Source organism: Mycobacterium sp. SMC-21, assembly GCF_045310825.1.
In the GTDB taxonomy this organism is placed as follows: domain Bacteria; phylum Actinomycetota; class Actinomycetes; order Mycobacteriales; family Mycobacteriaceae; genus Mycobacterium.
Genome location: NZ_JBJIAO010000031.1, coordinates 36,557 through 63,009, shown reverse-complemented (window position 1 = coordinate 63,009; position 26,453 = coordinate 36,557). Strand labels below are relative to the sequence as shown.

The 26,453-nt window shown below is 68.0% G+C and carries 25 protein-coding genes; 8 read left to right on the top strand and 17 right to left on the bottom strand.

The features are described from left to right. Positions 1-23: 23 nt before the first annotated feature. Together ACJH6H_RS23045 and ACJH6H_RS23040 are read right to left on the bottom strand one after the other, a co-directional pair. Positions 24-185, bottom strand: coding sequence for a hypothetical protein (locus ACJH6H_RS23045; RefSeq protein ID WP_406775879.1), 162 nt, complete (start codon positions 183-185; stop codon positions 24-26). 267 nt (positions 186-452) lie between these two features. Then, positions 453-2,291: an SLC13 family permease gene (locus ACJH6H_RS23040; RefSeq protein ID WP_406775878.1), complete on the bottom strand. Its 1,839-nt coding sequence runs from the start codon at positions 2,289-2,291 to the stop codon at positions 453-455. A 211-nt stretch (positions 2,292-2,502) separates the two neighbouring features. Here ACJH6H_RS23040 and ACJH6H_RS23035 point away from each other — a divergent pair, with 211 nt between their 5' ends. Next, positions 2,503-3,555: a class I SAM-dependent methyltransferase gene (locus tag ACJH6H_RS23035; RefSeq protein WP_406775877.1), complete on the top strand. Its 1,053-nt coding sequence runs from the start codon at positions 2,503-2,505 to the stop codon at positions 3,553-3,555. Positions 3,556-3,560: 5 nt separating this feature from the next. Here the strand turns inward: ACJH6H_RS23035 and ACJH6H_RS23030 are convergent, their stop codons facing one another. The 3 genes from ACJH6H_RS23030 to ACJH6H_RS23020 form a co-directional block, all read right to left on the bottom strand. Further along, positions 3,561-4,097, bottom strand: coding sequence for a CHAP domain-containing protein (locus ACJH6H_RS23030; RefSeq protein ID WP_406775876.1), 537 nt, complete (start codon positions 4,095-4,097; stop codon positions 3,561-3,563). Positions 4,098-4,244: 147 nt separating this feature from the next. Next, the gene (locus ACJH6H_RS23025; RefSeq protein WP_318986755.1) at positions 4,245-4,835 is read right to left on the bottom strand and encodes a GNAT family N-acetyltransferase; all 591 of its coding nucleotides are present in this window, start codon (positions 4,833-4,835) and stop codon (positions 4,245-4,247) included. After that, positions 4,832-5,242, bottom strand: coding sequence for a hypothetical protein (locus tag ACJH6H_RS23020; RefSeq protein WP_226520670.1), 411 nt, complete (start codon positions 5,240-5,242; stop codon positions 4,832-4,834). The genes ACJH6H_RS23025 and ACJH6H_RS23020 overlap by 4 nt, the downstream gene beginning before the upstream one ends. A 62-nt stretch (positions 5,243-5,304) precedes the next feature. Between ACJH6H_RS23020 and ACJH6H_RS23015 the strand changes: the two genes are divergently transcribed. Together ACJH6H_RS23015 and ACJH6H_RS23010 are read left to right on the top strand one after the other, a co-directional pair. After that, positions 5,305-5,745 carry a cupin domain-containing protein gene (locus tag ACJH6H_RS23015; protein ID WP_406775875.1) on the top strand — a complete coding sequence of 147 codons (441 nt, stop codon included), beginning with the start codon at positions 5,305-5,307 and terminating at the stop codon, positions 5,743-5,745. A gap of 5 nt (positions 5,746-5,750) precedes the next feature. Beyond that, on the top strand, positions 5,751-7,430 hold the full coding sequence (locus ACJH6H_RS23010; protein WP_406775874.1) for an NAD-binding protein: 1,680 nt from the start codon (positions 5,751-5,753) through the stop codon (positions 7,428-7,430). A gap of 7 nt (positions 7,431-7,437) precedes the next feature. Here the strand turns inward: ACJH6H_RS23010 and ACJH6H_RS23005 are convergent, their stop codons facing one another. The 7 genes from ACJH6H_RS23005 to ACJH6H_RS22975 form a co-directional block, all read right to left on the bottom strand. Beyond that, on the bottom strand, positions 7,438-7,698 hold the full coding sequence (locus ACJH6H_RS23005; protein ID WP_212813138.1) for a hypothetical protein: 261 nt from the start codon (positions 7,696-7,698) through the stop codon (positions 7,438-7,440). 107 nt (positions 7,699-7,805) lie between these two features. After that, the gene (locus tag ACJH6H_RS23000) at positions 7,806-8,576 is read right to left on the bottom strand and encodes a VOC family protein (protein WP_406775873.1); all 771 of its coding nucleotides are present in this window, start codon (positions 8,574-8,576) and stop codon (positions 7,806-7,808) included. A gap of 145 nt (positions 8,577-8,721) precedes the next feature. Further along, on the bottom strand, positions 8,722-9,159 hold the full coding sequence (locus ACJH6H_RS22995; RefSeq protein ID WP_212813148.1) for an SRPBCC family protein: 438 nt from the start codon (positions 9,157-9,159) through the stop codon (positions 8,722-8,724). 2 nt (positions 9,160-9,161) lie between these two features. Further along, a complete protein-coding gene (locus tag ACJH6H_RS22990) occupies positions 9,162-9,374 on the bottom strand; it encodes an antitoxin (RefSeq protein WP_212813150.1) in 213 nt (70 codons plus the stop codon). Positions 9,375-9,423: 49 nt separating this feature from the next. Further along, positions 9,424-11,838 carry an HAD-IC family P-type ATPase gene (locus tag ACJH6H_RS22985; protein ID WP_318986760.1) on the bottom strand — a complete coding sequence of 805 codons (2,415 nt, stop codon included), beginning with the start codon at positions 11,836-11,838 and terminating at the stop codon, positions 9,424-9,426. A 73-nt stretch (positions 11,839-11,911) separates the two neighbouring features. Further along, on the bottom strand, positions 11,912-13,027 hold the full coding sequence (locus ACJH6H_RS22980; RefSeq protein ID WP_318986761.1) for an MBL fold metallo-hydrolase: 1,116 nt from the start codon (positions 13,025-13,027) through the stop codon (positions 11,912-11,914). After that, the gene (locus tag ACJH6H_RS22975) at positions 13,027-13,761 is read right to left on the bottom strand and encodes an enoyl-CoA hydratase (RefSeq protein ID WP_226520662.1); all 735 of its coding nucleotides are present in this window, start codon (positions 13,759-13,761) and stop codon (positions 13,027-13,029) included. Before ACJH6H_RS22975 ends, ACJH6H_RS22980 begins: the two co-directional genes overlap by 1 nt. 74 nt (positions 13,762-13,835) lie before the next feature. On the opposite strand from ACJH6H_RS22975, the gene ACJH6H_RS22970 reads away from it, so the two are divergent. Both ACJH6H_RS22970 and ACJH6H_RS22965 read left to right on the top strand, forming a co-directional pair. Further along, positions 13,836-14,678: a DUF6498-containing protein gene (locus ACJH6H_RS22970; protein ID WP_406775872.1), complete on the top strand. Its 843-nt coding sequence runs from the start codon at positions 13,836-13,838 to the stop codon at positions 14,676-14,678. An 18-nt stretch (positions 14,679-14,696) separates the two neighbouring features. Beyond that, positions 14,697-16,196: a carboxyl transferase domain-containing protein gene (locus ACJH6H_RS22965; protein WP_346414799.1), complete on the top strand. Its 1,500-nt coding sequence runs from the start codon at positions 14,697-14,699 to the stop codon at positions 16,194-16,196. Here ACJH6H_RS22965 and ACJH6H_RS22960 read toward each other — a convergent pair whose 3' ends face one another. After that, the gene (locus ACJH6H_RS22960) at positions 16,197-16,739 is read right to left on the bottom strand and encodes a TetR family transcriptional regulator (protein ID WP_346414798.1); all 543 of its coding nucleotides are present in this window, start codon (positions 16,737-16,739) and stop codon (positions 16,197-16,199) included. A gap of 96 nt (positions 16,740-16,835) precedes the next feature. Here ACJH6H_RS22960 and ACJH6H_RS22955 point away from each other — a divergent pair, with 96 nt between their 5' ends. Next, positions 16,836-17,975 carry an FAD-dependent monooxygenase gene (locus ACJH6H_RS22955; RefSeq protein WP_346414797.1) on the top strand — a complete coding sequence of 380 codons (1,140 nt, stop codon included), beginning with the start codon at positions 16,836-16,838 and terminating at the stop codon, positions 17,973-17,975. 69 nt (positions 17,976-18,044) lie between these two features. Here ACJH6H_RS22955 and ACJH6H_RS22950 read toward each other — a convergent pair whose 3' ends face one another. The 3 genes from ACJH6H_RS22950 to ACJH6H_RS22940 all read right to left on the bottom strand — a co-directional run bounded on the left by ACJH6H_RS22950 (position 18,045) and on the right by ACJH6H_RS22940 (position 23,041). Continuing rightward, positions 18,045-19,970: a primary-amine oxidase gene (locus tag ACJH6H_RS22950; RefSeq protein WP_346414796.1), complete on the bottom strand. Its 1,926-nt coding sequence runs from the start codon at positions 19,968-19,970 to the stop codon at positions 18,045-18,047. Continuing rightward, a complete protein-coding gene (locus tag ACJH6H_RS22945; protein WP_346414795.1) occupies positions 19,967-21,433 on the bottom strand; it encodes an APC family permease in 1,467 nt (488 codons plus the stop codon). Before ACJH6H_RS22945 ends, ACJH6H_RS22950 begins: the two co-directional genes overlap by 4 nt. Before the next feature lie 108 nt (positions 21,434-21,541). Further along, positions 21,542-23,041, bottom strand: coding sequence for an aldehyde dehydrogenase family protein (locus ACJH6H_RS22940; RefSeq protein WP_346414794.1), 1,500 nt, complete (start codon positions 23,039-23,041; stop codon positions 21,542-21,544). 254 nt (positions 23,042-23,295) lie between these two features. Between ACJH6H_RS22940 and ACJH6H_RS22935 the strand changes: the two genes are divergently transcribed. Together ACJH6H_RS22935 and ACJH6H_RS22930 are read left to right on the top strand one after the other, a co-directional pair. Then, positions 23,296-24,753 carry an APC family permease gene (locus ACJH6H_RS22935; RefSeq protein ID WP_346414793.1) on the top strand — a complete coding sequence of 486 codons (1,458 nt, stop codon included), beginning with the start codon at positions 23,296-23,298 and terminating at the stop codon, positions 24,751-24,753. Then, positions 24,750-25,502 carry an IclR family transcriptional regulator gene (locus tag ACJH6H_RS22930; protein WP_226520654.1) on the top strand — a complete coding sequence of 251 codons (753 nt, stop codon included), beginning with the start codon at positions 24,750-24,752 and terminating at the stop codon, positions 25,500-25,502. The genes ACJH6H_RS22935 and ACJH6H_RS22930 overlap by 4 nt, the downstream gene beginning before the upstream one ends. A gap of 6 nt (positions 25,503-25,508) precedes the next feature. Here the strand turns inward: ACJH6H_RS22930 and ACJH6H_RS22925 are convergent, their stop codons facing one another. After that, positions 25,509-26,255 (bottom strand): SDR family oxidoreductase, encoded by a 747-nt coding sequence (locus tag ACJH6H_RS22925; RefSeq protein ID WP_346414792.1) that lies wholly within the window; start codon positions 26,253-26,255, stop codon positions 25,509-25,511. Positions 26,256-26,453: the final 198 nt, after the last annotated feature.

Sequence of the window (26,453 nt, the reverse complement as noted above, 5' to 3'; positions counted from 1 at the left end):
TCATCTTCGAGAGACCTCGACCCCTATCCCGGCAACGACGCGCCGATGACCTCTACACCCTCAACTGCGAAGAGCCCATAATCATCGTCCGGATCTATTTCCGGAGTTTCATACATTGAATCAAGAGCTGCAAGCGCATCAACAACAAACTCGCGGAGAACTTGTTGCTGCCTTTCGATCATCATAGGCAGATATTAGCCGTTGCACTTGGAAGCGTCGGCCGTCCTGCATTTTCAACATTCCGCCGAGACGCCCAGCACTTCACAATTAGGACAGACCTCGGATTCCGACGGCCGTTGGGGCCTAGAACGATACTTCTATCGCCACCTTTCAGATACCAGCTGGAAATCAGAATCGCTGCGAGATTCGAGTTGACCAGATTCAACGGGTAGTCACCCAGATGGAAGCGTGCGCAAGCTCGTCTCGTCAGCCGCCACGCTCGACGTAGGACGCTAACCCGGCAGGTAGATCAGCCGGGCCATCACCACCGTGATCACCATCGTCAGCGCCAGCAGGGGCACGCCGACCTTCGCGTAATCCGAGAACCGGTAGCCGCCGGGCTCCATCACCAGCATGTTGGTCGGCGACGACACCGGCGTCACGAACGCGGCCGAACAGGCGATGGCGACCGTCATCGCGAATCCCTGCGGCGAGACGTGCAGTGCCTGCGCCGCTTCGATGGCCACCGGCGCGATCAGCACGGCGGTCGCGGAGTTCGAGATGAACAAGGCGACCACCGCCGTCACCAGGAACACCACCGCGAGCATGCCGGTCGGACCGAGACTGCCCAGCGTGTCGACCAGGTGACCGGCGATCAGCGTCGTCGTCCCGGTTTTGGCCAGCGCCGTGGCCAACGGCAACATCCCGGCGATCAGGACCAGCGTGCTCCAGCTGATCAACCGGTAGATGCTGTCGACGCGAACGCAGCCCGACCCGACCATGGCCAGTGCCCCGAGCAGCGCCGCATCGGCGCTGGGCAGCCAGCCGAACGCCATGCACGTGACCATCGCGATGAGGATGACCACCGCGGCACGGGCCCGGCCCGGCGCCACCAATCGCTGCTGATACTCAGCGGGCAGGTTCAACAGGATGAAGTTCCGGCGCGAATCGCTGAGCCGTTCGATGTCGTCCCAATTGCCGCCCACCAACATCGCGTCACCGAAGTCGAGGGTGCGTCCGGGCAGGTCCGCCGTGATGCTCTGGCCGCGGTGCCGGACCGCCAGGACCGTCACGTTATGGGCAGCGGCCAGATCGAGCTCGCCGAGCGTCATGCCGATCGACTTCGACTCGGGTGCCAGCATCACCTCGGCCACTCCGACGTTCTGCAGCACTTCGCGGCGCTCGTCTTCGGCCCGCGGGCCGGTGACCTGACAGCGCAGGTCGGCCGCCACCGCGGCGGTCTGCTGTTCATCGACGAGCGTGAAGACCAGATCGCCTGCCTCGAAGACGGTTTCCGGCCGCGCCGACAGGTATTGCGCCGGGCCGCGGGTGTGCTTCTCGAAGCCGAGAAGATCGAGGCCGTAACGCTCGCGCAGCGGTTGGCGTTGCGCCGCAACCGATTGCCCCACCAGTGGTGAGTCAGCGGATACGTGCAGCAGGTGCCAGCGGGGCCGCAGCCCGTAGGACGCGATGACGTCGAAGGTGGAGGGTTGCTGTGCGTCGGCCACTCCGGTCCGGTTGCGGCTCAAGAGGTTACGCCCGACCAGGAGCATGAAAACAAGACTGACCGCGAGCGTGACGACACCGAACGGCGTGAAGCCGAAGAAGCCGAGCGTCGGCGTGATGCCGCGCTGGCTGAGGATGCCCTCGATGATGATGTTCGGCGACGACGCGATCGACGTCATCATGCCGCTGATCATGACGGCGACGCACAAGGGCATGAGCATGCGTTTGCGGTTCAAACCCGTTGCGGCCGTGACCGTCAGCACCACGGGGATCAGCATCGAGACGATCGCCGACGAGTTCATGACCGACCCGATACCGGCCGACAGGACCATGATCAGCGCGACCAGCCGCGACTCGCTGCGGCCGCCGACCTTGACGACGAACTCACCGAGCCGCTGCGTGATCCCGGTGTTGACCAAGCCCGCGCTGACGATGAATATGCCGGCCAATAGAATCACCACGGGCGAACCGAAGCCGGCCAGCGCCTCGGTCGGCGTCAGCACGCCGGTGCTCATCAAGGCGACGACGACCAGTACCCCGACGATGTCGGCGCGCGGACGGCCCCACACGAACAGGCCGATGGCGCCGGCCAGGATGCCGACGACGATCCACATCTGATGAGTCACTGGCGAACCTGAACGACGCCGACCGATACGAACACCCTTGATCAATAACATTCGCCGCCACGGATCGGTCGGAGATGCCCCGAATCCGGAGCGCACGTCGCCGCCACGCTATTGCCCCAGCACGCATTCGACCGTCGAAAAACTACGCATTGTTCAGGAATTTCCGCAGTCGTACAGTCAATCTGGCAACCACATTTCTGGAGGTCCAGACATGCCTGTGGACGAAGACAAGCTGAACCAATTTCTCGGCATGGCGATCGGCGACATGGGTGCCGCGATCAGTGCCGGCCTGGTCCTGATCGGGGACCGGCTCGGGCTGTACAAGGCCCTGGCGGCTGGGCCGCTCACGGCCACGCAGCTGGCCGAGAAGACCGGCACCGTGGAGCGGTACGTGCGCGAGTGGCTGGCCAACCAGGCCGCCGGCGGCTACGTCCAGTTCGATCCGGACAGCGGCATGTGGTCGATGAGCCCGGAGCAGGCCGCCTGCCTCGCTGATCCGAACGGTCCCGTCGACATCCCCGGCGCCTACAACATCGTCGAAGCGGTGTTCCACGTCCTCGACCGCACGACCGAGAACTTCAAAACCGGCGCCGGCCTGGAATGGGGCGAGCACCATCCGTGCCTGTTCGCCGGCACGGAGCGATTCTTCCGCGCCGGCTACAACGCCGAACTCGTCGGCTCCTGGCTGCCGGCACTGGACGGCGCGATCGAACGCCTCGAGTCCGGTGCCAAGGCGGCCGACGTCGGCTGCGGCCACGGCGTCAGCACGATCCTGATGGCGAAGACCTATCCGAACTCGACGTTCATCGGTTATGACTACCACCCCGAGTCGATACACGTCGCGACCGAACGCGCGGCGGAAGCCGGGGTGACGAACGCGCGCTTCGAGGTCGCCGATGCAACAAGCTACGCGGACAACGGTTTTGACCTGATCGCGTTCTTCGACTGCCTGCACGACATGGGCGATCCGGTCGGCGCCATGCGGCACACCCGGGCCGCGCTCAACGACGACGGCATCGCGATGATCGTCGAGCCGTTCGCCGGGGATCACGTGCAGGACAACATGAATCCGATCGGCCGCATGATGTACGGCGCGTCATCGCAAATCTGTGTCCCGGTGTCACTCGCCCGCAACGGGCCGGCGCTCGGCGCGCAGGCCGGCGAGGCCAGGCTGCGCGACGTCGTCGTCGACAAGAGCGGCTTCACGCGGTTCCGGCGTGCCACCGAGACGCCGTTCAACCTCGTCTTCGAAGCGCGGCCGTAACGGCGTCAGGGAATCAGGATGTAGCTCATCCCGGGGATGTGCTGGGTGTCGCGGGTCCACCAGGCGAACGGCCCGCCGTGGGACTCGTTGTTCATCTCGGTGATGTTGATCCAGCGGCCGGACACCGAATTCACCCAGGCCACGTGGCCGTACTGGCTCACCCCGGGCAGTTCGGCGGGGTACACCGCGATGGACCGGGCCTGCGGTTCGTCCACGACCGTCCAGCCGCGGGACCGTGCCGCGTCCGCCCAGACCTTGGCGTTGCCGTGGATGTCCGGGTAGTAGCCCACGTTCTGGAAGGCCATCTGCAGCGCACCCCACGTGCACTGGCCCGGCCAGCCGGAGTTCGAGGCCTGTACCGCGCCCATGGTCCGGGCGGGGCCGGCGTACTGCTGGCCGGCGGGCTGACCGGTCTGCTGACCGTAGGACATGGGGTCGACGTACGACGCCGAGTCGGCGTTGCTCGGGGGCGCCGCCGCCACCCCCGCGCCCGCGATCAGAGCGGCCGCGAGCATGACACCCGCATACGACTTGAAGCTCATTGCGTACATCCGTCCCCCCGATCAAGCGAACGAACCGATGCTTGGATCAAATCACAATTCGGTCACGATTAGACACGAATTCAAAAACATAGCTTGGCAAACTGTCAAGTTTTGCTCAAGACATGCTGATCACAGGGCCGCGGTCAGTTACCGGTTCAGGCGGAATTGCAGGTTGTTGCGCACCGCGGGCCATTCGACATCGAGGATCGAATACACCACGGTGTCCCGGCGGGAGCCGTCACTGAGCAACTGATGTGAGCGCAGTACCCCGTCGAGCTTGGCTCCGAGCCGCTCAATTGCCGCGCGACTCGCCGAGTTGAAGAAGTGGGTTCGCAGCTCCACTGCTATACAGTCGAGCGCTTCAAAAGCGTGCCAGAGCAGCAGCAGCTTGGCTTCGGTATTCACGCCGGTCCGCCGAACCGACTCCACGTACCAGGTGGCGCCGATCTCCAGGCGCCGGTTGGGACCGTCCACATTGAGATAGCTGGACGACCCGATGAGCCGGCCGTCGAGCGCGCGCACGACGAACGTCAGCCCGGTATCTGGATGCTGCACCGCCAACCGGGCCTGCACCCATTCCGCTGCCGTCGCCGGCGAGGGCGCGGACGTGAACCACAACCGGCCCAGGTCTTCATCGGCGGCGGCCGCGGCGATCTCGGGGATGTGATCGGTGGTGAGCGGCTCCAGCGTCACCCACCGCTGCCCCGTCAGCACGACGGGCTCGACGAATCCCATCACGACCGCCAGGCGACGACGGAGGCCAGCACCGACAGCACGATCGCCAGCACCGCCGACACCAGACCGATGTACAGCCCGTACGACGCGACCACCGGGCTGTGCACGTACAGCACGTGATACCAGACCCCGAGCGCCGCCAGCCCGGCCGAAAGCACCAGGGCCACAACGGAAGCCGCGCGCGACGAGAGCCGGCGCGCGGCCATCGTGGCCGCCACGAGCAGGCATGAGGACAACAGGACCATCAGCTGCCCGACACCGAAACCCGGTGGCGGAACAGTGATGTGCCCGACCTTCCCGCCGATGGCGTTCGCGTGCCCCGCCGGGCTCGACAGCCACGGCAACCAGGCACTGACCAACAGCACCAACGCGCACAGCGCGACGATCCAGGCGGGCCGCAACCGTTCCATGACAAGAGCGTATAGACCGTCCGGCAGGCCGACGCAGCTGATCAGCCGTAGCCTCAAGTGCCATGACCGATCTCCCCGATTGGGCGCGGCAGCTCGACCTGTCGCCGCATCCGGAAGGCGGCTGGTACCGCGAGACCTGGCGCAGCGACCTGACCGTCCCCCAATCCGCGCTGCCCGCGCAGTATTCCGGCCCGCGCAGCGCCGGGACCGCGATCCTGTTCCTGCTGATGCCCGGGCAGCAGTCCGCCTGGCACACCGTGCACAGCGCCGAGCTGTGGCTGTTCCACCGCGGCAGTCCGCTGGTGCTGGAGGTCGGGCCGGAGCAGGCGACCGCGGACACCGTGCTGCTCGGGGCGGACGTCGCGGCGGGCGAACGGCCACAGGCGCTGGTCCCGCCGGGGCACTGGCAGCGGGCGCGCCCCCGTGACGACGAGCCCACCCTGGTGAGCTGTGTCGTGGTGCCCGGCTTCGACTTCGCCGACTTCGCGCTGGTTGGTCAGTAGGGCACATGCAGGGGCACGTCATCGTCTGCGGCACCGACGCGCTGGCCAACCGGATCGCCGAGGGTCTGCAGGCGGCGGGTGCCACCGTCGTGACGATCCACGAACCCGCCGGCCTCAAGGCGGCCATCGTCACCAGCGCCGCCGCCATCGTGTGCGCCGGCGACGACGACGCCGTCAACCTCGAAATCGCGCTGCTGGCAAGGGAACTCAACCCCACAGTCCGGGTGGTGACCCGGCTGGCCAACAGCGTGCTGCGCGCCGCGGTGGCGCAGGACAACGGACCGGGCGCAGTTCTCGACGTCGCCGACCTGGCCGCGCCGTCGGTCGTCGAGGCCTGCCTGGCCCGCACCACCCACACCATCTCGGTGGCCGGCGTGGACTACGTCATCTCCGGCACCGACGCCCCGCGCGACGCCACACTGCGGGAGATGTTCGGTGACCTGGCGCCCGTCGCCGTCGTCCGCGGGGAGAACTCGGACGCGCCTGGCGAGGTGACGCCTTGCCCCGGTAGGGATTTCGAGGTGCGCGCCGGCGACTGGACCGCCGTGATCGGCACCGCCGACGAACTCGCGGACGCCGGCATCACGGTGCCGCGTCCGCTGAGCAACCGAACCCACCGCCCATGGCCGCGGCGCGTGATCGACACGCTGCGCGTCCTGCGCGACGACATCAACCCCATCTTCTGGTGGGCCCTGGGCACGTCGATGTCGCTGCTGCTCGGGTCGACGGTGCTGCTGCGCTTCGCGTATCACAACCCGGCCGGCATGAGCTGGATCGATGCGCTGTACTTCTCGACCGAGACCATCGCGACGGTCGGCTACGGCGATTTCAGCTTCATGCATCAACCAACCTGGTTGCGGCTGTGGGGCATTGGGCTCATGTTCGCCGGCGTCACCACCACCGCGATCCTGGTCGCGTTCGTCGCCGACGCGCTGCTGTCCCGTCGGCTCGGCAACTCGTCGGGGCGCCGGCGGGTGCAGCACCTGCGCAACCACATCGTCGTGGTGGGCCTCGGCTCGTTCGGTATCCGGGTGGTCAGCGACCTGGTTGCGGCCGGCTACGACGTCGCCGTCATCGAACGGGACGAGACCAACCGGTTCCTGGCCCAGGCCGCCCAGCTGGATGTCCCGGTGATCTTCGGCGACGCGACCCTGCGCCAGACCCTCGAGCTCGCCCGCCTGGACCGGGCGCGCGCCATCGCGGTGCTGACGCAGGACGACATGGTCAACATCGAGACCGGCATCGTGCTGCGCGAGATGCTCAGTCCCCGGGTGCTGCCGGAGATCGACCGGCCCGACGTCCCACTGGTGCTGCGGATCTACGACCGCACCCTCGGAGCGGCGGTGGCGGGGCGCTTCGGCTTCGCGCACGTCCGGTCGACCGTCGAGCTGGCGGCCCCGTGGTTCGTCGGCGCGGCGATGGGGCTACAGGTGTTGGGCACCTTCTCGATGGGCCAGCAGTCGTTCTTGGTGGGCGGTGTCCACATCGACGCGGGCAGCGCGCTCGACGGGATGCGGATGGCGGAGGTGCCGACGCAGATTCGGGTCATCGCCATCGCGCGGGCGGGCACCACGCTGCCGCGACCGCGGCGCGACGCCCAACTGTGCGCCGGCGACACCGCGTATCTGGTCGGTCCGTACCGCGAACTGATCGAGACGCTGCTGACCGGTCAGCGGACGCCGTAGCGCCACGTCAGGCCGCGATCATCAGGTCGATGGACAGCTGGTCGCAGATGGCGTGGGTGGTGGGCCAGTCACCGCGCTGCGTCGCGCGGGCCAGTTCCTCGGTCAATGGGCTCTGCACATCCAGTTCGGCGAGCCAGCCCGCGACCGTCGCCGCCAAGCGGTCCGCCGTGACGCCTACGGCGTGACGATCGTGGAGCTGGTCGACGATCTCGTAGGTCGGCCCATCGGTGATAGTCGCGGGGTGCTGGTGCCGCCAGTGGATGTTCATATCGGTAGGAGCACCGAGCGGGCCGGATCGGGACAGTTTTTTGCGCCGAAAATGAGCTTGTGTCCGAGAATCCGCGGGATCTTCGGACACAAGCTCAGGCTCGCCGCTCAGTCCTTCAGCGACGACAGGTTGAACGCCGCGCCCGTCGGGTCGGTGACGGCCGCCAGCCGGCCGTACGGGGTGTCCTCGGCGGCGCGCACCACGGAGCCGCCGTTGGCGGTGATCAGTTCGATGGTCTTGTCGACGTCGTCGCTGCCGAGGAAGACGTTCCACGTGGAACGGTCCAGGCCGGGAATGACGGAGCCGTCCATGACGCCGATCAGCGGCTCGCCATCGAAGATGGCGTTGCTGTATCGGAACTCGGGGCTGTCGGCCTCGACCTGCAGCTCCCAGCCGAACACCGTCGTGTAGAACTCGGTGGCCTTGGCGAAGTCGGTCGTGGTCAGCTGGAACCACACCGGGGCGCCGGCCTCCTCGTACGCCTCGAAGCCCTGGTGCCCGGTCGGCTGCCACAGGCCGAAGAAGGCGCCCGTCGGGTCGGTCAGCATGGCCATCCAGCCCTTCTCGGGCACCTCCATGGCCGGGATGCAGTTGGTGGCGCCGGCGGCGACGGCAGCGTCGACGGTGGCCCGGATGTCAGCGGTGTGCAGGTACACGGTCCACGCGTCGGGGGCGTTCCACGCCGGGTCGCTCGCCATCATGCCGCCGACGTAGCGGCCGTCGCGCCGGGCGTTGATGTAGCCCCCGTAGTCGGGTCCCGGGTTTTCGTAGTCCCAGCCCAGCACGGTGCGGTAAAACGCCTGGGCGCCGGCCACATCCGAGGTGGCGAGGTCGATCCAGATGGGCGCGCCCAGTGGGGTCGCGGTACGAGTGGCCATGGTGTTCTCCCTAGACGAATGACTGGGTGGTCACCGATACAGACAAGCACCCCGCCGAAAACTCATCGCGGCGGCGTCGACAAGAAAGCCGACATGAAAAAGGTGGCGAGAATTCGAGAATTCTCGCCACCTTCGTCTGACGGGCCTACACCGACGCGAACAGCGCCTTGAACTTCTCCAGTGACTGGTGGATGTCGGACCGCAGTGCAGCCGCCACCACCATGCCGATGGGGCCGAACAGGGCCGGGCCACCGAGGTGGATGTCGAACGCCACGTTCGAACCGTCGCCGGCCGGCGTGATCTTGGCCATCAACTTGACCCTGACGCCACCCTTACCGACGCCGTTGAGGGTCAACGATCCCGGCGGGTTGTAGTGCACGATGGTCCAGTCGACCCGGTTCAGCATGCCCTTGACCTCGACGACGGACGAGATCTGCGTGCCCTTCCCCAGGGTCTCGGGCAACGGGCTGCGCCACATCCGGTGGATGGACAGCCAGTCGTCATACCGGGAGAGGTCCGACGCTGCCTCCCAGGCCTTTTCGGGCGACAGCGGTACTTCGATGGAACTTGCGAGTTTTGCCATGACTACTGCTGTTCTTGCGTCCCCTCGGCAGGAGCCTCAGCAGCAGGCTGGTCTCCTGCGACGGCCTTCTTCGCCGCTTCCTGGGCGCTGTCGACAGCGCCCTTGAACTTGCCTTCGGTCTTCTCGTCGACGATGTCGCCGACCTTCTCGATAGCGGCCTCGACCTTGTCGGCGTTCTGCGCCGCCAGGTCCTTCACCTTGTCCAGAAATCCCATGATTCCCACCCTATCTATTGCCGGATTGTCCGGTGAACGTGCTCATTCTTCATTGCTCTTCGGTTCGCCACAACCGTCGCGGCTCGCCCAGCCAGCGGCCCTGCAGCCACCACAACACCTCGATCGCACCGGCGCCCACCAGCCCGATTCCGACGGCCGCCGAGGTCAGCGCCAGGTTCGACGGGTCGAGCATGAACTGTTGCTGCGCCCAGGGAATCGAAAAAATCACCACATATGCCAACGCCGACGCGGCGACCAGCGCGACACGCCACCACTGGTACGGCCGTGCCACCACCGCCAGCACCCACACCGCCGACACCAGCAGCGTGATCAGCGCCGCGGTGGACGCCTGGTTCTGCTCGACCGCGTCCGCGTACTTCCCGTGATAGGCCAGCAGGTAGGAGGCGAACGTCGCGGCACCCACCACCAGGCCCGACGGCAGCGCGGCCGTCATCACCCGGCGCACGAAACCATGGTGTGCGCGTTCATTGTTCGGCGCCAGCGACAGGATGAACGCCGGAATGCCGATGGTGAACCACGCCGCGATGGTGACGTGAATGGGCTGGAACGGATACAGCACGGGCTCGGTGCCGAAGAACCTGGCGGACAGACCCGCCAGGCCCACCAGAACCGCCAACAGCACCGAGTAGACCGTCTTGGTGAGGAACAGGTTCGAGACGCGCTCGATGTTGCCGATCACCCGGCGGCCCTCCCCCACCACATACGGCAGGGTGGCGAACTTGTTGTCCAGCAACACGATCTGCGCGACGGCCCGCGTCGCCGAGCTGCCCGATCCCATCGCGACACCGATGTCGGCGTCCTTGAGGGCCAGCACGTCGTTGACGCCGTCGCCGGTCATCGCGACGGTGTGGCCACGCGACTGCAGGGCATGCACCATGGCGCGCTTCTGGTCCGGCCGGACCCGGCCGAACGTGGTGTATTCACTGACGGTTTCGGCCAACTGTTCCGGATCGTCCGGGAGCCGACGGGCGTCGAGGGTCTCGCCGTCCAGCCCCAGCGAACCGGCCACCGCACCCACCGACACCGCGTTGTCGCCCGAGATCACCTTGACCGAGACATGTTGCTGCGCAAAGTAGTCCAGCGTTTCACCGGCATCGGGACGGACACGCTGCTCCAGTGTCACCAGCGCCGCGGGAGTGACGGCACCGGGCGCGTCGGGGGCGTCGACGGAGCGGTCCGAGGAGCCGAGCAGCAACACCCGCAGGCCCTGCGCGCCGATCTGTTCGGCCTGCTCGGCTTCGGGGGAACCGGCCTCGAGCAGGACGTCGGGCGCGCCGAGCACCCAGTTGCCGTGCTCGCCGTAGGACACCCCGCTCCATTTGGTCGCCGATTTGAACGGCGCGCTGGCGGTCTGCGTCCAGCCCGGCGGCAGCTTGTACGCCTCGGCGATGGCGGCCATGCTGGCGTTGGGCCGTACGTCGTCGGCCGCCATCTGCGCGAGTACCGACGCGGCGTCGTCCGTGGTGAAGGTGCTGAGATCGCTTACCCGCATACCGTTTTCGGTCAGGGTCCCGGTCTTGTCGGCGCACACCACGTCGACGCGGGCCAGACCTTCGATGGCCGGCAGCTCCTGCACCAGGCACTGCCGCCGGCCCAGGCGGACCACGCCGACGGCGAACGCCAGCGACGTCATCAGCACCAGGCCTTCGGGCACCATCGGCACCAGGGCGCCGACCGTCCGCAGCACCGACTCCTTCCAGCCCACGCCCGTGACGGTGAACAGCTGGGTGTAGATGATGAGCGCCCCAGCCGGCCAGAGCAGGTAGGTGATGAACCGCAGAATGGTGTTGATACCGCTGCGCAGCTCGGACTTGACGAGAGTGAATTTGCTTGCCTCGGCGGCCAATTGGGCTGCGTATGCCGCGCGTCCGACCTTCGTGGCGCGGTAGGAACCGCTACCGGCGACGACGAAGCTGCCCGACATGACGGTGTCGCCGGTGCCCTTGTCGATGGCGTCGGCCTCACCGGTGAGCAGTGACTCGTCGACCTCGAGGTTGGCCGCTTCCAGCACGACGCCGTCGACCACGATCTGGTCGCCCGGGCCGAGCTCGATGACGTCGTCGAGCACCACCTCGCCCGCGGGTCGTTCCTGGGTACCGGACTGCCTGCGTACCAACGGTTTTGCCTGCCCGACGATGGCCAGCCGGTCGAGGGTCTGCTTGGCCCGCAGCTCCTGGATGATGCCGATGGCGCTGTTGGCGACGATCAGCAACCCGAACAGCCCGTTGATGACCGAGCCCGTCGCCAGGACGATCAGGAACAGCGTGCCGAGAATCGCGTTGATTCGCGTGAAGACGTTGGCGCGGATGATCTCCGAGACACTGCGGGCCGCCCGCGTCGGGACGTCGTTGGTCTGGCCGGCGGCGACGCGCTGGGCGACGTCGGCATCCGACAGACCGGCGAGATCCGTCGTGACGCTGCGTTCCGGATCGTCGACAGTCACCCGTCATCCCCCTTTTACGTCGGGATTTGTGCACGAAAATCCGCGGCAGGCGCGGAAAATCGTGCACAAATCGCTATTGAGACGGCCGCCACCACTCATCAAGGCCCGGCAACCGCGCCGGCTCCACCCGTTGGCCCGGCATCGGGACGGCCACGTCCACCGATTCGTCACGGGCGGCGATGATCATCCGCTCGACCGGCTCGGACCACGGGTGTGGCGCCAGGCGGAACGTCGCCCAGTGGATCGGCACCAGCAGGCCGCTGTCGGTCACGTCGCGATGCGCCCGCACCGCGAACTCGGGATTCATGTGGATGTCCGGCCAGCCCGGGTGGTACGCGCCGATGGGCATGAGGGTCAGGTCGAACGGCCCGTGGTCGGCGCCGATGTCCCCGAAGCTCTTGGTGTAGCCGGTGTCGCCGCCGAAGAACGCCCGGTGCTGCGGGCCGATCAACGCCCACGACGCCCACAGCGTGGTGTTGCGCGTCAGGAACCGTCCCGAGAAGTGCCGGGCCGGGGTGCAGACCAGGGTCAGCTCGCCGAGCGTGGCGCTCTGGTTCCAGTCGAGTTCGACGATGCGCGCGGCCGGGATGCCCCAGAACCGCAGATGCGCGCCGATCCCCAGCGGCACGAAGAACTTGGCCCGCTGCATGCCGGCCAGTTGTGTGACGGTGTCGATGTCGAGGTGGTCGTAGTGGTCGTGGCTGATGATCACCGCGTCGACGGCCGGCAGTGCCTCCAGCGGCGCCGGCACCTCGTGGAGCCGCTGCGGACCCACCCGGCGCGACGGCGAGCAGCGTCGGCTCCACACCGGGTCCGCCAGCACGCGGTAGCCGTCGATCTCGATCAGCGCCGAGGAGTGCCCGTACCAGGTAACCGCGAGGTCCCCGGCGGGGAGCCCGGGATCGGGCACCACCAGCGGGATGGGCATCGGCGGACGCTGGACCGCGCTGCTGGTCAGCAGTTCACGGACCAGGCCGGCCTGCTGTTCGCGCGTCAGCTCGGTACCGGACGGCGGCTCGAGGTTGACGAACACGCCGTCGTGATAATTGGGCGAATCGGCGGCCACCGCGTTGATGTCCGCGGGGCCGGCGCCGAGTGCGGCCGGCGTGCCGTTGAGCGCCCGCAAGACCCAGCCACCGGCTGCCAGCGCCGCCGTTCCCCACATCAGCCGCAGTGCCCGTCGTAGCATCAGGCGCCCTGGAACCGCGGCGCCCGCTTCTCGAACCGGGCCACCTGCGCCTCGATCACATCCGGGCTGGCCCAGGCCTTGTTGAACATGCGGGTGTGTTCGCCGCGCACGTTGTCGTAGGCACCGTCGTCGTTCAGCACGCGCTTGGAGTGCGCCAGCGACAGCGGCGCGTAGCCGGCGATCTCGGCGGCCCAGGCCTGGGCGTCGGCCAGCGTGCCGGTGCGGTTGACCATGCCGGTCTGCAACGCGGTCTCCAGTTCGAGACGCTCGGCGGCGAGCAACATGGCGCGGGCGCGGCCGTGGCCGACCAGGGACGTCAGCCGGCGGATGCTCCAGTTGTCCAGGGCCAGACCGTATTTGGCGATGGGGAACTGGAAGAACACGCCCGGCGCGGCAACCCGCAGGTCGCAGATCATGGCGAGGATGACGCCGGCGCCGATCGCGGGGCCGTTGAGCGCCGCGATGATCGGGATCGGGCTCGCGTCGATCGCCAGGTTCAGGGCCAGGGCCTTGTCCGGCAGTTCCTTGGCGACGCCCTCGGCGTCGGACAGGTCGGCGCCCGCGCTGAACACGGTGCCCTGCCCGGTCAGCACGATGGCGCGGGTGTCCGACGGCGAGGCCTTCTCGATTTCTTCGCGGACGCCGTCGACGAGCGCGGCGTTCAGCGCGTTGCGCCGCTCCGGGCGCTGCATTTCCAGGGTCAGGACATTGCCGTCCCGCGTCACTCCGATCATTGGGCCAGCCTATGCGGTGCCACGATCGAGCGCCGAGCCGCGTTGCGGAGTGCCGCCGGTGTTCAGGTGCGACGATGGGGCGCGTGCCGCCCACTGCGCCCGAACAACCCAGGGCGAATCAGTTCGCTCATCTGTTGACGCTCGTCGCGGCCAACGCGATTCCCGCGGTCGGCTGGTTCACGCAGGAGTGGTCCGCGGCGACGACGTTGATCGTCTACTGGTTCGAGACCGTCGCCGGGTTGCTGTTCATCTACGTCCGCGGCGTCCTGCAGCAGCGGTGGAACCCGCGCCGCGGCCATTTCCGGTACGAAGCGCCGCAGTCGAAGGGGCCCGTGCGGACGCGAGGAGCAATCGAGTCACGAGCCAAGCCCGGTTCCTTCATCAAGGGGTTCTTCTTCATCAACGCGGTGTTCTGTGCGGCGCACGGCGTCTTCATCGCCGTGATCCTGTTGATCCTCACGCACAACGGGAACGCCGAGCTGGTGGGCCTCGACTGGCGCAGCGCGGGCATCGGCTGCCTGCAGATGCTCGTCATCGTCGCGGTCGATTTCCTCGTGGATGTGCCGTACCTGCGGCGCTGGTCGTTCGGTCTGCTCGAGCAGACCGCCAACCGCAGCTTCGGGCGGGTCGGCGTGGTGCATCTCGCGCTGATCTTCGGCATCTTCGCCGCCGCGGTGACCAACTCACCGGCCCGCATGTTCGGGGTGTTCGTCGTGCTGAAGACGCTGTACTCCCTGGCCTCGGCACTGCCGATGTACGAGCCGGCCACCCCGCCGAAGTGGCTGAGCGGGGCGATGAACCGGATCCGGCGCGAGCCCGAGGGACAGCGGTTCGAAGACATGTGGGTGAAGGATCAGGCCGCCGAGGTCAGGCGCCGGACACGAAACGACGAAGTGTGGACCGGGGCCGGACGGTAGCCGACTAGCCTGACCCGGGTGAGTCGGACCGGAGCCCGTCAGTTCTTCGACGCCATCCTCGACGACGGATCGTTCCGCAGCTGGGACGGACCGCCCCTGGAGGTGGCCGTCACCGACGATTACCGCGCCGAACTGGCCGACGCGACGCTGCGCACCGGACTGGACGAGTCCGTCCTGACCGGCGAGGGCACCGTCTCCGGCCGGCGGGTGGCCGTGGTGGCCTGCGAATTCGACTTTCTGGCCGGCTCGATCGGGGTGGCCGCGGCCGAGCGGATCACCGCTTCCGTGCAGCGCGCGACGGCGCTCGGATTGCCGCTGATCGCCTCGCCGTCGTCGGGTGGGACGCGCATGCAGGAAGGCACCGTCGCGTTCCTGCAGATGGTGAAGATCGCCGCGGCCGTCGAGCTGCACAAGAAAGCGCACCTGCCGTACCTGGTGTATCTACGGCACCCGACGACCGGCGGGGTGTTCGCGTCCTGGGGATCGCTCGGGCACCTCACCGCCGCCGAGCCGGGCGCGCTCGTCGGGTTCCTCGGGCCGCGGGTGTACGAGCACCTCTACGGCGAGCCGTTCCCCGAAGGGGTGCAGACCGCCGAACACCTCTTCGCCCACGGTGTCATCGACAGCGTCGTGCCGCTCGAGAAGCTGCGCGGTGTCGTCAATCGCGTGCTGACGGTGGTCGCCGACCCGCCCGACCCAGGGATTTGTGCACGAAAATCCGCGGTGGGCGCGGAAAATCGTGCACAAATCCCTGAGGTGCCGGCGTGGGAGTCGGTGGCGGCGTCGCGGCGCGCGGACCGGCCCGGCGTGGACTACCTGCTGGCGCACGGGGCCACGGACCGGGTGCTGTTGTCCGGGACCGGGCGCGGCGAATCGGGGACGACGCTGCTGGCGCTGGCCCGGTTCGGCGGGCAGCCCGCCGTGGTGGTCGGTCAGCGTCGCGTGATCGGCGGCCTCGTCGGGCCGCGCGCGCTGCGGGAGGCCCGCCGCGGCATGGCGCTGGCGGCCGGCTTGCAACTGCCGCTGGTGCTCGTGATCGACACCGCCGGCCCCGCACTGTCGCAGCAGGCCGAGGAGGACGGGCTCGCCGGGGAGATCGCGCTGTGCCTCGCCGAACTCGTCACGCTCGATACGCCGACGGTGTCGGTGCTGCTGGGTCAGGGCAGCGGTGGCCCGGCGCTGGCGATGGTGCCGGCCGACCGGGTGCTGGCCGCCCAGCACGGCTGGCTGGCTCCGCTGCCACCGGAAGGCGCCAGCGCCATCGTCTACCGCGACGTCGACCATGCCCCGGAACTTGCTGCCGCCCAAGGGGTTCGGTCGGCCGATCTGCTCAAGACCGGCATCGTCGACGTCATCGTGTCCGAGGAAGTCGACGCCGCCGACGACCCGGCCGGGTTCACGGAGCGGATGTCTGCCGCCATCGCCGCCGAACTGCATGCGCTGCACACCGTGCCCGCGGCCCAGCGGCTCGGGGTGCGGCTGCAGCGCTACCGGCGGATCGGCGTCCCCGACAGCTGATCAGGCCTCGTCGAGATAGCGCTGCAGCGTCGGTGCGAGCCAGTGGACGAGGTCGTCGTCACTCATCGCGACGATGGGTGGCAGCTTCAGCACGAAGCGGCACATCGCCATGCCGAGCACCTGCGTGGCGATCAGCCCGGCGCAGCGTGCGGGATCGGTGGGCCTGAGCCGCGCAATGGCGGGGCGCAACTGGTCGGCGAAGATGCTCTGCATGCGCTGCGCCGCATCGGCATTCGTGGTCGAGGAGCGCAGCAGCACGATCAGTCCCTCGTCCTGCGTCCAGCGGTCGAGGAAATGCGCGACCAGCGCGGCCCCGAGTTCGGTCTTCGGGACGTTGGACAGGTCGGGGAAGCGCAGGTCGAATTCGGCTGCGGCGGCGAACAATTGGTCCTTGTTGCCGAAGTACCGCATCACCATCGACGGGTCGATGTGCGCGTCGGCGGCGATGGCCCTGATGGTCGCCGCCTGGTAACCGGTCGTGGCGAACCGCTCCCGGGCGGCGGCCAGGATCACGGCCTTGGTCTCTTCTGACGATCTGCGCATGCCAACAACTGTATGCCAACACATGTTGACTTCGGTGCCGAAACGCGTAACCATGGTTATGCCAACAACTGTTGGCATACGCGGAAGGAGACGCAGATGACCGACACCGATGTCCTGATCGTCGGAGCAGGCCCCACCGGACTGGCCCTTGCCGCCGCGCTGCAGGCCCGCGGTGTCGACGCCCTGGTGGTCGACCGCCTGGCCGCGGGCGCCAACACGTCACGCGCCGCAGTGGTGAACGCCCGCACGCTGGAGGTGCTCGAAGAACTGGCCGTCTCCGAACGCCTGGTTGAGCTGGGCATTCCAGCTCCGCGGTTCACCATCCGCGATGGCCACCGGACCCTGATCCCGGTCGACTTCAGCACGCTGCCGACCCGCTACCCCTACAGCCTGATGGTGCCGCAGTGCACCACCGAGCAGGTGCTGCTCGACCGCCTGGCCGAGCTCGGCGGCAAGGTGATCCGGCCGAAGACGCTGACCGGCGTGACGCAGGACGCCCGCGGCGTCACGGCGCAGTTCGAGGACGGCGACGTCATCCGGGCGCGGTACCTCGTCGGCGCCGACGGCATGCACAGCGTCGTGCGGGAGCAGGCTGGAATCGGGTTCAGCGGCGGGCAGTACGGGCAGTCGTTCGCCCTGGCCGACGTCCGCCTCAGCGGCGACGTCACCGACGACGAGGTGATCCTGTTCTGGGCGTCCACCGGGCTGACGGTCGTCGCGCCGCTACCCGGCGGCACGTACCGGATCGTGGCGCCCGTCGACTCGGCGCCCGAGGAACCGTCGGTCGCCTTCGTCCAGAACCTGCTCGACACCCGCGCCTTCGGGCCCGGCCGGGTGACGGTGACCGGCGTCGAGTGGGGCTCCCGGTTCCGGGTGCACCACCGGGTCGCCGACAGCTACCGGGCCGGCCGGGTACTGCTCGCCGGCGACGCCGCCCACGTCCACAGCCCCGCCGGCGGCCAGGGCATGAACCTGGGTATCCAGGACGCGCTCGCGTTGAGTGCAGCCCTGGCAACTGCTTTGGCGACGGGACGCGACGCGGTACTCGACGACTACAGCGCGGCCCGACGCCCCCTGGCGCAGCAAGTCGTGACGCTGACCGACCGCCTGACCCGGCTGGCCACCTTGCCCGCACCGGTCCGCCCCATCCGGAACCTGGCGATCGGGCTGGCGGGCCGCGTTCCTGCCGTGCGAAATCAGTTGGCGTGGCGGCTTTCCGGGCTCTCCAACCGCTGAGCGGTCCCCGACAGCGGAAAGCCGGGCCTGGTCTTCGGGGGTGACCAGGCCCGGCAGCTCATTTCCCGCTCAGCCGTTGCAGCAGTGCGACTTCTTCGGTGACGGCGGCACATTCAGCGCCGGATTGCGATCGAAGAAGCTGACCGGCTTGAGCTTGAATCCGGCGTAGTCCACCGGCATCACGGGCCAGTCCTCGGGCCGCGGGAAGTGCGTCAGCCCGAAGGTGTGCCACACCACGATGTCCTCGCCCTCGATGTTGCGGTCCTGCGCGACGTACGACGGCAAGCCGGCATCGCCCGGGTGCTGGTTGACGAACTGACCGGCCGGATACCGCTCTGCCGGATCGTATTTCGTCACCCACAGGTGCTTGGTCGCGAAGGCCGCGCGCTTGGCGATGGAGCTCGACGGATCGGCCAGCAAGGTGGGCTGCCCCTCGGGATGCAGCGCATAGCCGACGTTCTGGCCCAGCCGGTTCTGCTTGGTCGGGTTCGTGATGTGCCAGACCCGGGCCTTGAGGTTGTCGGCGGTGCGCATGGCTTCGAGCTCGTGCGTCAGCTTGGTCTTCTGCGGGCGGAAGGCGTTGCCCCACGGGTTCTCCGGTCCCATCGGGACACCGACGGCGTCCACTTCCTCGACAGTGTTGGTCAGTCCGTCGACCGCCATGTCCAACCGTGCCGAGAACATGTGCTGATGGAACGGCGCGCCCAGGCCCGGCGCCATCTCGGTGGAAAAGCCCTCCGGCCCACGGTAAGCCGATGCGAACACGATGCCGGTGGCCTTGGCCTCCAACTCGATGGTGCCGTCGAGGTAGAGGTACCAGTAGAAGCCGTAGTCGTAGTTGCCGATGGTCAGAAAGAACGAGATCACCAGACGCCGCGACCGCCGGACCTCGGCCATGCCGTTGAACATGTCGGTGTGCTTCCACAGCACGCCGTAGTCCTCCTCATGCAGGCAGATCGCGTTCTTCATCAGCTTGGGCTCGCCGTTCTCGTCGGCGATGGTGACGTCGAAGTACTTGATCTCGCCGAGGCAGTCGCAGCCCAGTTCGAGGGCATTGGTGTACCGGCCGAACAGGTACTCCCCCTGGTCGAAGTAGTTCTGCCAGTAGCGGACCGGTGACGGATCGGCATACGGCACCACCATCTCGGCGATGGACGCGCGGTACACCACCGGCCGCCCGTCGATCGACAGCTGGTGCAGCGTCAGGCCCTCACGCACATCGAAGCCGAAGCGGAAAGACCAATCGGCCCAAGTGATCTGGTTGCCGTCGACGGTGAAGCTCGCGCCCTCGGGCTGGGTGATCTCGATGGGCTTGAGGTCGGTGCGGGCCGGGACGGCATGCGGCGCGGCATCCCACTCGCCGCGTTCGGTGGGCAGCGGCAGCTCGATCTCGTCGATCACCTTGACGACCTTGCGGCCCGTGAGGTCCACGTAGGCGACGACGCCGTCGATCGGGTGCGCCCACGGCAGGTCGGCGGCGTCGTACTGGTAGAACGCCAGCACCCGGACGATGCGCCGGCCGACCTCGTCCTCGTGACCGAAGACGCCGGCCGACAGCGGAACCGCCCGCACGTCAGCCGGATTCAGCTTGCGTTTGGTCATGGCCTCGATCCATTCGGGACAGTCGAGCAGGAACGCCTCGATGTCCTCGAACTCCTGGTCCAGGATCGGCACATGGCCGTCGCAGGTGCTGTCGATCGCCACCTCACTGACGACGCGGCCCTCGGTCACCGACACCACCAGATCGGAGCCCTGGCCGGTGGCGCGGTCCAGCAGCAGCACCCGGGCGCGGCGGTCCATGGCGGCACCGGGGCGGAAGGCCAGCACCTCGCTCTTGTGCGGCTCCTCCAGTGCGACGAACACGAAGCGGACGCTGTCACCGAGCAGGCCGTGCGCGTCGACGATGCGGCGTGCGGCGCGGATCTCGTCGGCGCTCAGCGGGGTGAGCGGGTGGTCCGGAACTGTGGTCACCTGCGGTTCAATAGTGGCAGTCATCGTGCGATCTCCTTTGCGATATCAGGGTTTTCGTTCTGTTGAGCTCCGGCGTGCGGTCGCATCACCGCGACCGCGATGCCGCCGGCGAAGGCACCGACCAGCAGGACGCCGATGATCGCGGCCAAGGTTCCGGAACCACCGACCAGCAGCGGCAGGTTGACCGCGGTCATCACCGACAGCACTGCCAGACCGGCGAAGCCGAGGCTCGGCGCGATCACGGTGTGCCACGGCCGGGTGTCGAGTCGGGTGCGGCGGAAGTAGACGACGACGGCCGCGGATGTCAGGGTCATCAGCACGACGATCCCCACCGACGCGGCGCCCACGAACCACGTGAACACCTGGGTCACCGGGTCCAGGCCGGCCAGGACCGAGGCCGCGACCAGCACCAGCGCCGAGAGGGTCTGGGCGAACGAGGCGACGTGCGGGGAATCGTGCCGCGGGTGGGAGCGGCCGCAGCGCCCGGGCAGTGCCCGGCTGTTGCCGAGCGAGAAGATGTAGCGGGCCAGCACATTGTGGAAGGACAGCAGCGCCGCGAAAAGGCTGGTGATCAAGAAGATCTGGACCAGGTCGCCGGCCACCGCACCGACGTAGTGGGTCGCGGTCTCGGTGAGCATGGTCGCGGGATTCTTCGTCGCCTCGTCGACCGCGCCGGCGTCACCCCACGCGCTGACGAGCGCCCAGCTGCTGAGCGCGTAGAAGCCACCGATCAGCAGCAGCGCGGCGTACGTCGCCCGCGGGATGGTCCGCACCGGGTCACGGGCCTCGTCGCGGAACACCGCCGTCGCCTCGAAACCGATGTAGCCGGCCAGCGCGAAGATCAGGGCGATGCCCGGCGCCCCGGAGAAGAAGTTGCCCGAGTGCAGCACGGCCGTCGAAAGCCCTTGTGCGCCGCCATGTCCGATGACCGCGGCGTTGATCACCAGCACGATGCCGACCTCGCAGACCAGGAGGACACCGAGCACCTTGCCCGACAGCTCGATGTGCCGGTAACCCAGGAATCCGGTGACCGCCATCATCAGCAGCGCGTAGAGATACCACGGCACGACGGGTCCGCCGTGGGCGGTGACGAGCTCGTTGATGGACGCACCGATGTAGCCGTACACCCCGACCTGGACCGCGGTGTAGGAGAGCAGCGCCAGGAACGCGGCACCGAGCCCGGCATGCCGGCCGAAGCCGTGCGCGATGTAGGTGTAGAACGCGCCGGCGCCCGAGATGTGGCGGGCCATGGCGGTGAACCCGACCGCGAACAGCAGCAGCACCGCGGTGCAGACGACGTACGAACCCGGGTAGGCCGCCCCGTTGCCGGCGGCGATGCCGATCGGGAAGGTGCCGGCGACGACGGTCAGCGGAGCGGCGGCGGCGACGACCATGAACACGATCGCCACCGGGCCGAGCCGGCCCGTCAATCGATTGGGCTGAGCACCGGTGCTTCGACCGGCATCGAGAACTGCGTCAGTTGTCATGACAGCACCTTCGCTGGAATTGAATGTAAATTGGTTGCGGTGCGGTAAGGCTTGAGTGAGTTCAAATGAGAATTGCCGAATGGGCGAATTCTCATTTGGCACCCGAATTCACAGCGCGATGTTGATGGCCTTCGTCTGGGTGTATTCGGCAATGGCGCCCTCACCGAGTTCACGGCCCCAGCCCGATTGTTTGTAGCCGCCGAACGGCAGCGCCGTATCGAACGCGTTGTGGCAGTTGACCCACACCGTGCCGGCCTTGATCTGCTGCGCCACCCGGTGCGCGGTCGAGACGTCGCGCGTCCACACGCTGGCGGCCAGCCCGTAGGGGGTGTCGTTGGCGGCTTCGCGCACGCCGCGGTCGCGGTTGAAGGGCACGGCCACGGCGACCGGCCCGAAGATCTCCTCCTGGTAGACGTTGAAGTCGCGGTGCACGTCGACCAGCAGCGTGGGCTGCACGTAGAAGCCGCTCTCGCCGTGCCGGCCGCCGCCGGCCAGGGCCCGTGCGCCCTGCGCGATGCCGTCGTCGAGGTAGCCGGTGACCTTGGTGAGCTGCTCGCGCGAGACCAGCGGGCCGATGTCGTTGGTGGGGTCCAGCCCGGGCCCGATCCGCAGGCCGGCCGCGTGCTCGGCGACGCCCTGGGTGAACTCGTCGAAGATGGCGTCCTCGACCAGCAGCCGGGTGCCGGCCGTGCAGGTCTGGCCGTGGTTGAACAGGAAGCCGCCGGCCACGCCGGGAATCGCGGCTTCGAGATCGGCGTCGGCGAACACCACCTGCGGGCTCTTGCCGCCCAGTTCCAGCGAGACCTTCTTGAGGTTGCCCGAGGCGGCGTTGACGATCTTCTTGCCCACCTCGGTGGAGCCGGTGAAGGCCACCTTGTCGACGCCGTCGTGTGCCGAGAGTGCCGCGCCGACGTCACCGAAGCCGGTCAGCAGGTTGAACACCCCGGCCGGGACGCCGGCCTCGGCGATGACCTCGGCGAGCAGCACCGCGGTCAGCGGCGTCTGCTCGGCGGGCTTGAGGATGACGGTGTTCCCGCAGGCCAGGGCCGGTGCGACTTTGAACGCGGCCATGACCAGCGGGAAGTTCCATGGGGTGATCTGGGCACAGACGCCGACGGGTTCACGCAGCGTGAAGGCGTGGAACTTGGCGCCCGGCGCCCACGGCACCGATACCGGCACGGTGCGGCCCTCGATCTTGGTGGCCCAGCCGGCGTAGTAGTAGAAGATCTCCGCGGCCCAGGTGACATCGACGGCTTTCGCGACGGCGACGGACTTGCCGTTGTCGATGCTCTCGAGTTCGGCGAACTGATCGGCCCGGGCCGTGATGCCCTCGGCGATGCGCCAGATCATGCGCTGCCGCTCGGCGGGCGTCATGGTCGGCCACGGGCCGTCCTCGAAAGCCCGGCGTGCCGCCCGCACTGCCCGCTCGACGTCTTCGGCGTCGCTGTGCGGGACCGTCGTGATGACCTGCTCGGTGGCGGGGTCGACGGTGTCGAACCGCCGGCCGGACGCCGATTCGACCCACTGTCCGTCGACGTACATCTGCTGCGGACGGGAAATGAAATCGGCGGTCCGCGGGTCCAGATAGGTACTGAGCGTGGCTGTCATGGAAATCATGTTTACGCACTGATGTGGTGCGCGTCACCACTAATTCCGAATGGGTATTTCGCGAATTCGGATTCTCATTTGAAATGGCTCCGGCATTCTCATTCGGGCCGCTCGATAATCGCAGTTCGTGTCGATTTCCGGACCCGCTGTCGGCCGCACCGAGGCCGGCCGGGCCTCCGATTCTCATTTGAAGATTTTCGATGTTTACCCGACAACGCTGCCGAGGTCGGCGGCCATCGGCTACCTTCCGACAAATGGGCCCCACCCGAACCATCCGGAGCCGCTCGCCGGTCGCCGGGCTTCAGCGCGCGCAGCTGACGTTCACCCAGGTTCTCGGGCAGTCGGTGTCGGCGGTGGCGCCGTCGGCCGTGATGGTCACGCTGCCCGCGCTGGTCCTGCCGGCGGCCGGCCACACCACGATCGCGGTGTTCATCCTGACCGCGCTCATGATGACCGCGGTCGGGTACTGCATCACGCAGTTCTCCACGCGCATGGTCGCGGTGAGCGGGCTGTACAGCTACACCGTCAAGGGCCTCGGCCCGGTTCCCGGTGTCGCGGCGGGCTGGTCGCTGGTCGTCGGCTACGCCGCGGCCGCGATGGCGAGCGCGCTCGGCGCGGCCGGCTACCTGGCGACGCTCTTGGGCCGCGTCGGGGTGCCGGCAGGCAAACCCGTCATCGCCGGCCTGACCGTACTGGTCGGCGCCGCGGCACTGATCCTCATGGTGCGGGGCATCAGGCTGTCGGCGCGCATCTCGCTCGCCGTCGAGCTGTTCGCGATCGTGGTCGCCGGGGTGGTGTTGATGATCGCCTTCGGCGGGGCCGTGACCGGTAGCTCCGCATCACCGAAAGCCGTTGCGGATGCGCCACATTCCGCGCTGGGGTTCGCGCTGCTGCTCGCGATCACCTCGTACGTGGGCTTCGAGAGCGCCAGTACCGTGGCCCGCGAGGCGCAGCGCCCGTTCGTCACCGTCAGCCGGGCCATCCGTTGGACGCCGCTGGCCCTGGGGGCGCTGTACACGTTCGCCGCCGTCCTGCAGACCACCGGCACGATCCAGACCCGCACCGGGTCGACACCCATCGTGCTCTCCCTCCCCGACTCGGCCGACACCTTGGCCGGCGCGCTGTCCGTCGCGATGGAAGTCGGCATCACCGCGTCCTGGATCGCATGCGTGATCGGCTCCACCACCGCGCTGTCCCGGACGCTGTTCGCGATGGGACGCGAGGGCCTGCTGCCGGACGCCCTCGGCCACGCTCACCCGCGCTATCGCACCCCGCACGTCGCGCTCACCGTCGCGATGCCGGTGATCGTCGCGGTGCCGGTCGCCTATCTGTTCGCCGCAGAGTCCAGCCGTGACGTCCTCGTCGGGCTGCTGGCGGTGTCGGCCCACGGCTACATCGTGGCGTATCTGCTGGTGTGTCTGGCCACTCCGGCATTTCTGCGCCGGATCGGCGAGCTCACCACCGTGCCACTGGTCGTCGGACTGGCCACCGCCGCCACCATGATCGCGATCATCGTCTGGGCCGCGCTGACCGTGGCATCGCCGGTGTGGATCGCCACCGCCGTCTACTCCGCGCTGCTGGCACTGGGTTTGGCGGCATTCCTGGCCCGCCGCCGCCAGATTCCCGATCTCGCCGAACGGGTCGGGGTGTTCGACGAAACGGTCGCCGGTGACGTCTTCGCCGACTACAACCCGTGGGAGGTGCGCCGGTGAGCCCCGCCGACGGTGCGCTGTCGGGTCGCCAGCCCAAGGCCGTCCAGAGCGCCCTTCAGGTGCTCGAGGCCGTGGCGCTGGCGGGCACCGGGGTCACCGCGAAAGACATCGCCGAGCACCTGTCCATGCCGTCGGCCACCACCTACCGGCTGCTGAATCTCCTTGTCGCCGACGGCTACATCGTTCGGCTGCCGGACCTGTCGGGGTTCGCGCTGGGCCCGCGGATGGGCCTGCTGATCGATGCCGCGGTCTCCCCCACCGTGTGCACCAAGGCCCGCGAGACGCTGGCCGAGCTGCGGCTGTCGGTGCGCTTCGGGGTGCACCTGTTCTACTTCACGAACACCTCGGTGCGCCTCGCCGACGCCGACGGCGAATACCCGCCGCCCGCAGACGAATCGGTGCTCAACCGGCACCTGCACGCCAGTGCCGTCGGCAAGCTGCTGCTCGCGGAGAAGCACGATGCCGAGACGCTGCTCGCCCTCAACCCGGCGACGCTCACCGACCGCACCATCACCTCGAAATCCGCTCTGGCCGAACAGCTCGCCGAGGTCCGGGAGCGCGGCTACGCCGTCCAGACCGGGGAGCTGCGGGCCGATTCGGCGTGTGTCGCGGTGCCGGTCCGGTCGACCACCGCCACCTTGGTGGCCGCGGTGGCCATGTCGGGACGGGCCGAGCAGGAGCAGCTCCTGCGGAAGCAGATTCCGGTGTTGCAGGACTGCGCAACCCAATTGGCGCCGCTGCTGGCGTGAGGCCGATCAGAAAGGAATCGCGGCGATCATCGCCCCGGCCCCGGTGACCAGGCTGTCCTTCTTCAGCGTCGTGCCGAAGTACTTCGCGTGCGGGTCGACCACCACCCGCTGGTCGTCATGATGCAGCGCCAGCACCTCCCGGGCCATCCGGGAGAACGGGATCTTCTCTGGTCCACCGATATTGATCACATGGTTGCGCGGCGGCTCGATCGCGACCTCGGCCAGGTAGGCCGCCACCTCGTCGGCCGCGATCGGTTGAATCAGCGCATCCGGCACCCGCACATCGTGCTCGTCGCCCTCATCGGTGTCGATCTCGACGACCATCGACTCGACGATCGCCTTCGCGAACTCATGGAACTGCGTGGCACGCACGATCGTGTAGGGCAACCCGGACGCCTCGATGATCCGCTCTTGCGCGACCTTCGCCCGCATGTAGCCACTGTCCGGCAGGGCGTCGACGCCCACGATCGACAGTGCGACATAGTGGCCGACCCCCGCCGCCTGTGCCGCGGCCACCAGATTGGTGGTCGACCGGACGAAGAAATCCATCACGTCCTCGTCGGCGAAGGACGGCGAGTTCGTGACGTCGACGAGGGCGTCGGCGCCCGCCAAGGCCTTGGCGAGGCCTGCCCCGCTGAGCACATCGACACCGGAGCGCCGGGACGCGGCGACCACGTCCTCGCCTTCCCGCGTCAGGAGATCGACGAGCAGGGTCCCGATGAGGCCACTGGCCCCGATCACTGTCACCTTCACTGTGCCAACACCTTTCGCCGTCGCCACGCCGACACGGGAGCCGGACCTGTCAGCCTACGTCGCATGCCGTGCCGCAGGTTGTGAAACCGGCATCCGGGGACATCTCGGCGGTCTGCGCGTTCGGCCCGGCGCGGATCCGCCACCGCTGCGGCCGGCTCTCGTATTGCGGAACGACGCAACACAATTGGTGCCCCCGCT

Coding starts and splice junctions, on each gene's coding strand:
- ACJH6H_RS23045 (WP_406775879.1), bottom strand. CDS start 185: ATGATGATCGAAAGGCAGCAACAAGTTCTCCGCGAGTTTGTTGTTGAT.
- ACJH6H_RS23035 (WP_406775877.1), top strand. CDS start 2,503: ATGCCTGTGGACGAAGACAAGCTGAACCAATTTCTCGGCATGGCGATC.
- ACJH6H_RS23030 (WP_406775876.1), bottom strand. CDS start 4,097: ATGAGCTTCAAGTCGTATGCGGGTGTCATGCTCGCGGCCGCTCTGATC.
- ACJH6H_RS23020 (WP_226520670.1), bottom strand. CDS start 5,242: ATGGAACGGTTGCGGCCCGCCTGGATCGTCGCGCTGTGCGCGTTGGTG.
- ACJH6H_RS23015 (WP_406775875.1), top strand. CDS start 5,305: ATGACCGATCTCCCCGATTGGGCGCGGCAGCTCGACCTGTCGCCGCAT.
- ACJH6H_RS23010 (WP_406775874.1), top strand. CDS start 5,751: ATGCAGGGGCACGTCATCGTCTGCGGCACCGACGCGCTGGCCAACCGG.
- ACJH6H_RS23005 (WP_212813138.1), bottom strand. CDS start 7,698: ATGAACATCCACTGGCGGCACCAGCACCCCGCGACTATCACCGATGGG.
- ACJH6H_RS23000 (WP_406775873.1), bottom strand. CDS start 8,576: ATGGCCACTCGTACCGCGACCCCACTGGGCGCGCCCATCTGGATCGAC.
- ACJH6H_RS22995 (WP_212813148.1), bottom strand. CDS start 9,159: ATGGCAAAACTCGCAAGTTCCATCGAAGTACCGCTGTCGCCCGAAAAG.
- ACJH6H_RS22990 (WP_212813150.1), bottom strand. CDS start 9,374: ATGGGATTTCTGGACAAGGTGAAGGACCTGGCGGCGCAGAACGCCGAC.
- ACJH6H_RS22980 (WP_318986761.1), bottom strand. CDS start 13,027: ATGCTACGACGGGCACTGCGGCTGATGTGGGGAACGGCGGCGCTGGCA.
- ACJH6H_RS22975 (WP_226520662.1), bottom strand. CDS start 13,761: ATGATCGGAGTGACGCGGGACGGCAATGTCCTGACCCTGGAAATGCAG.
- ACJH6H_RS22970 (WP_406775872.1), top strand. CDS start 13,836: ATGGGGCGCGTGCCGCCCACTGCGCCCGAACAACCCAGGGCGAATCAG.
- ACJH6H_RS22960 (WP_346414798.1), bottom strand. CDS start 16,739: ATGCGCAGATCGTCAGAAGAGACCAAGGCCGTGATCCTGGCCGCCGCC.
- ACJH6H_RS22955 (WP_346414797.1), top strand. CDS start 16,836: ATGACCGACACCGATGTCCTGATCGTCGGAGCAGGCCCCACCGGACTG.
- ACJH6H_RS22950 (WP_346414796.1), bottom strand. CDS start 19,970: ATGACTGCCACTATTGAACCGCAGGTGACCACAGTTCCGGACCACCCG.
- ACJH6H_RS22945 (WP_346414795.1), bottom strand. CDS start 21,433: ATGACAACTGACGCAGTTCTCGATGCCGGTCGAAGCACCGGTGCTCAG.
- ACJH6H_RS22940 (WP_346414794.1), bottom strand. CDS start 23,041: ATGACAGCCACGCTCAGTACCTATCTGGACCCGCGGACCGCCGATTTC.
- ACJH6H_RS22935 (WP_346414793.1), top strand. CDS start 23,296: ATGGGCCCCACCCGAACCATCCGGAGCCGCTCGCCGGTCGCCGGGCTT.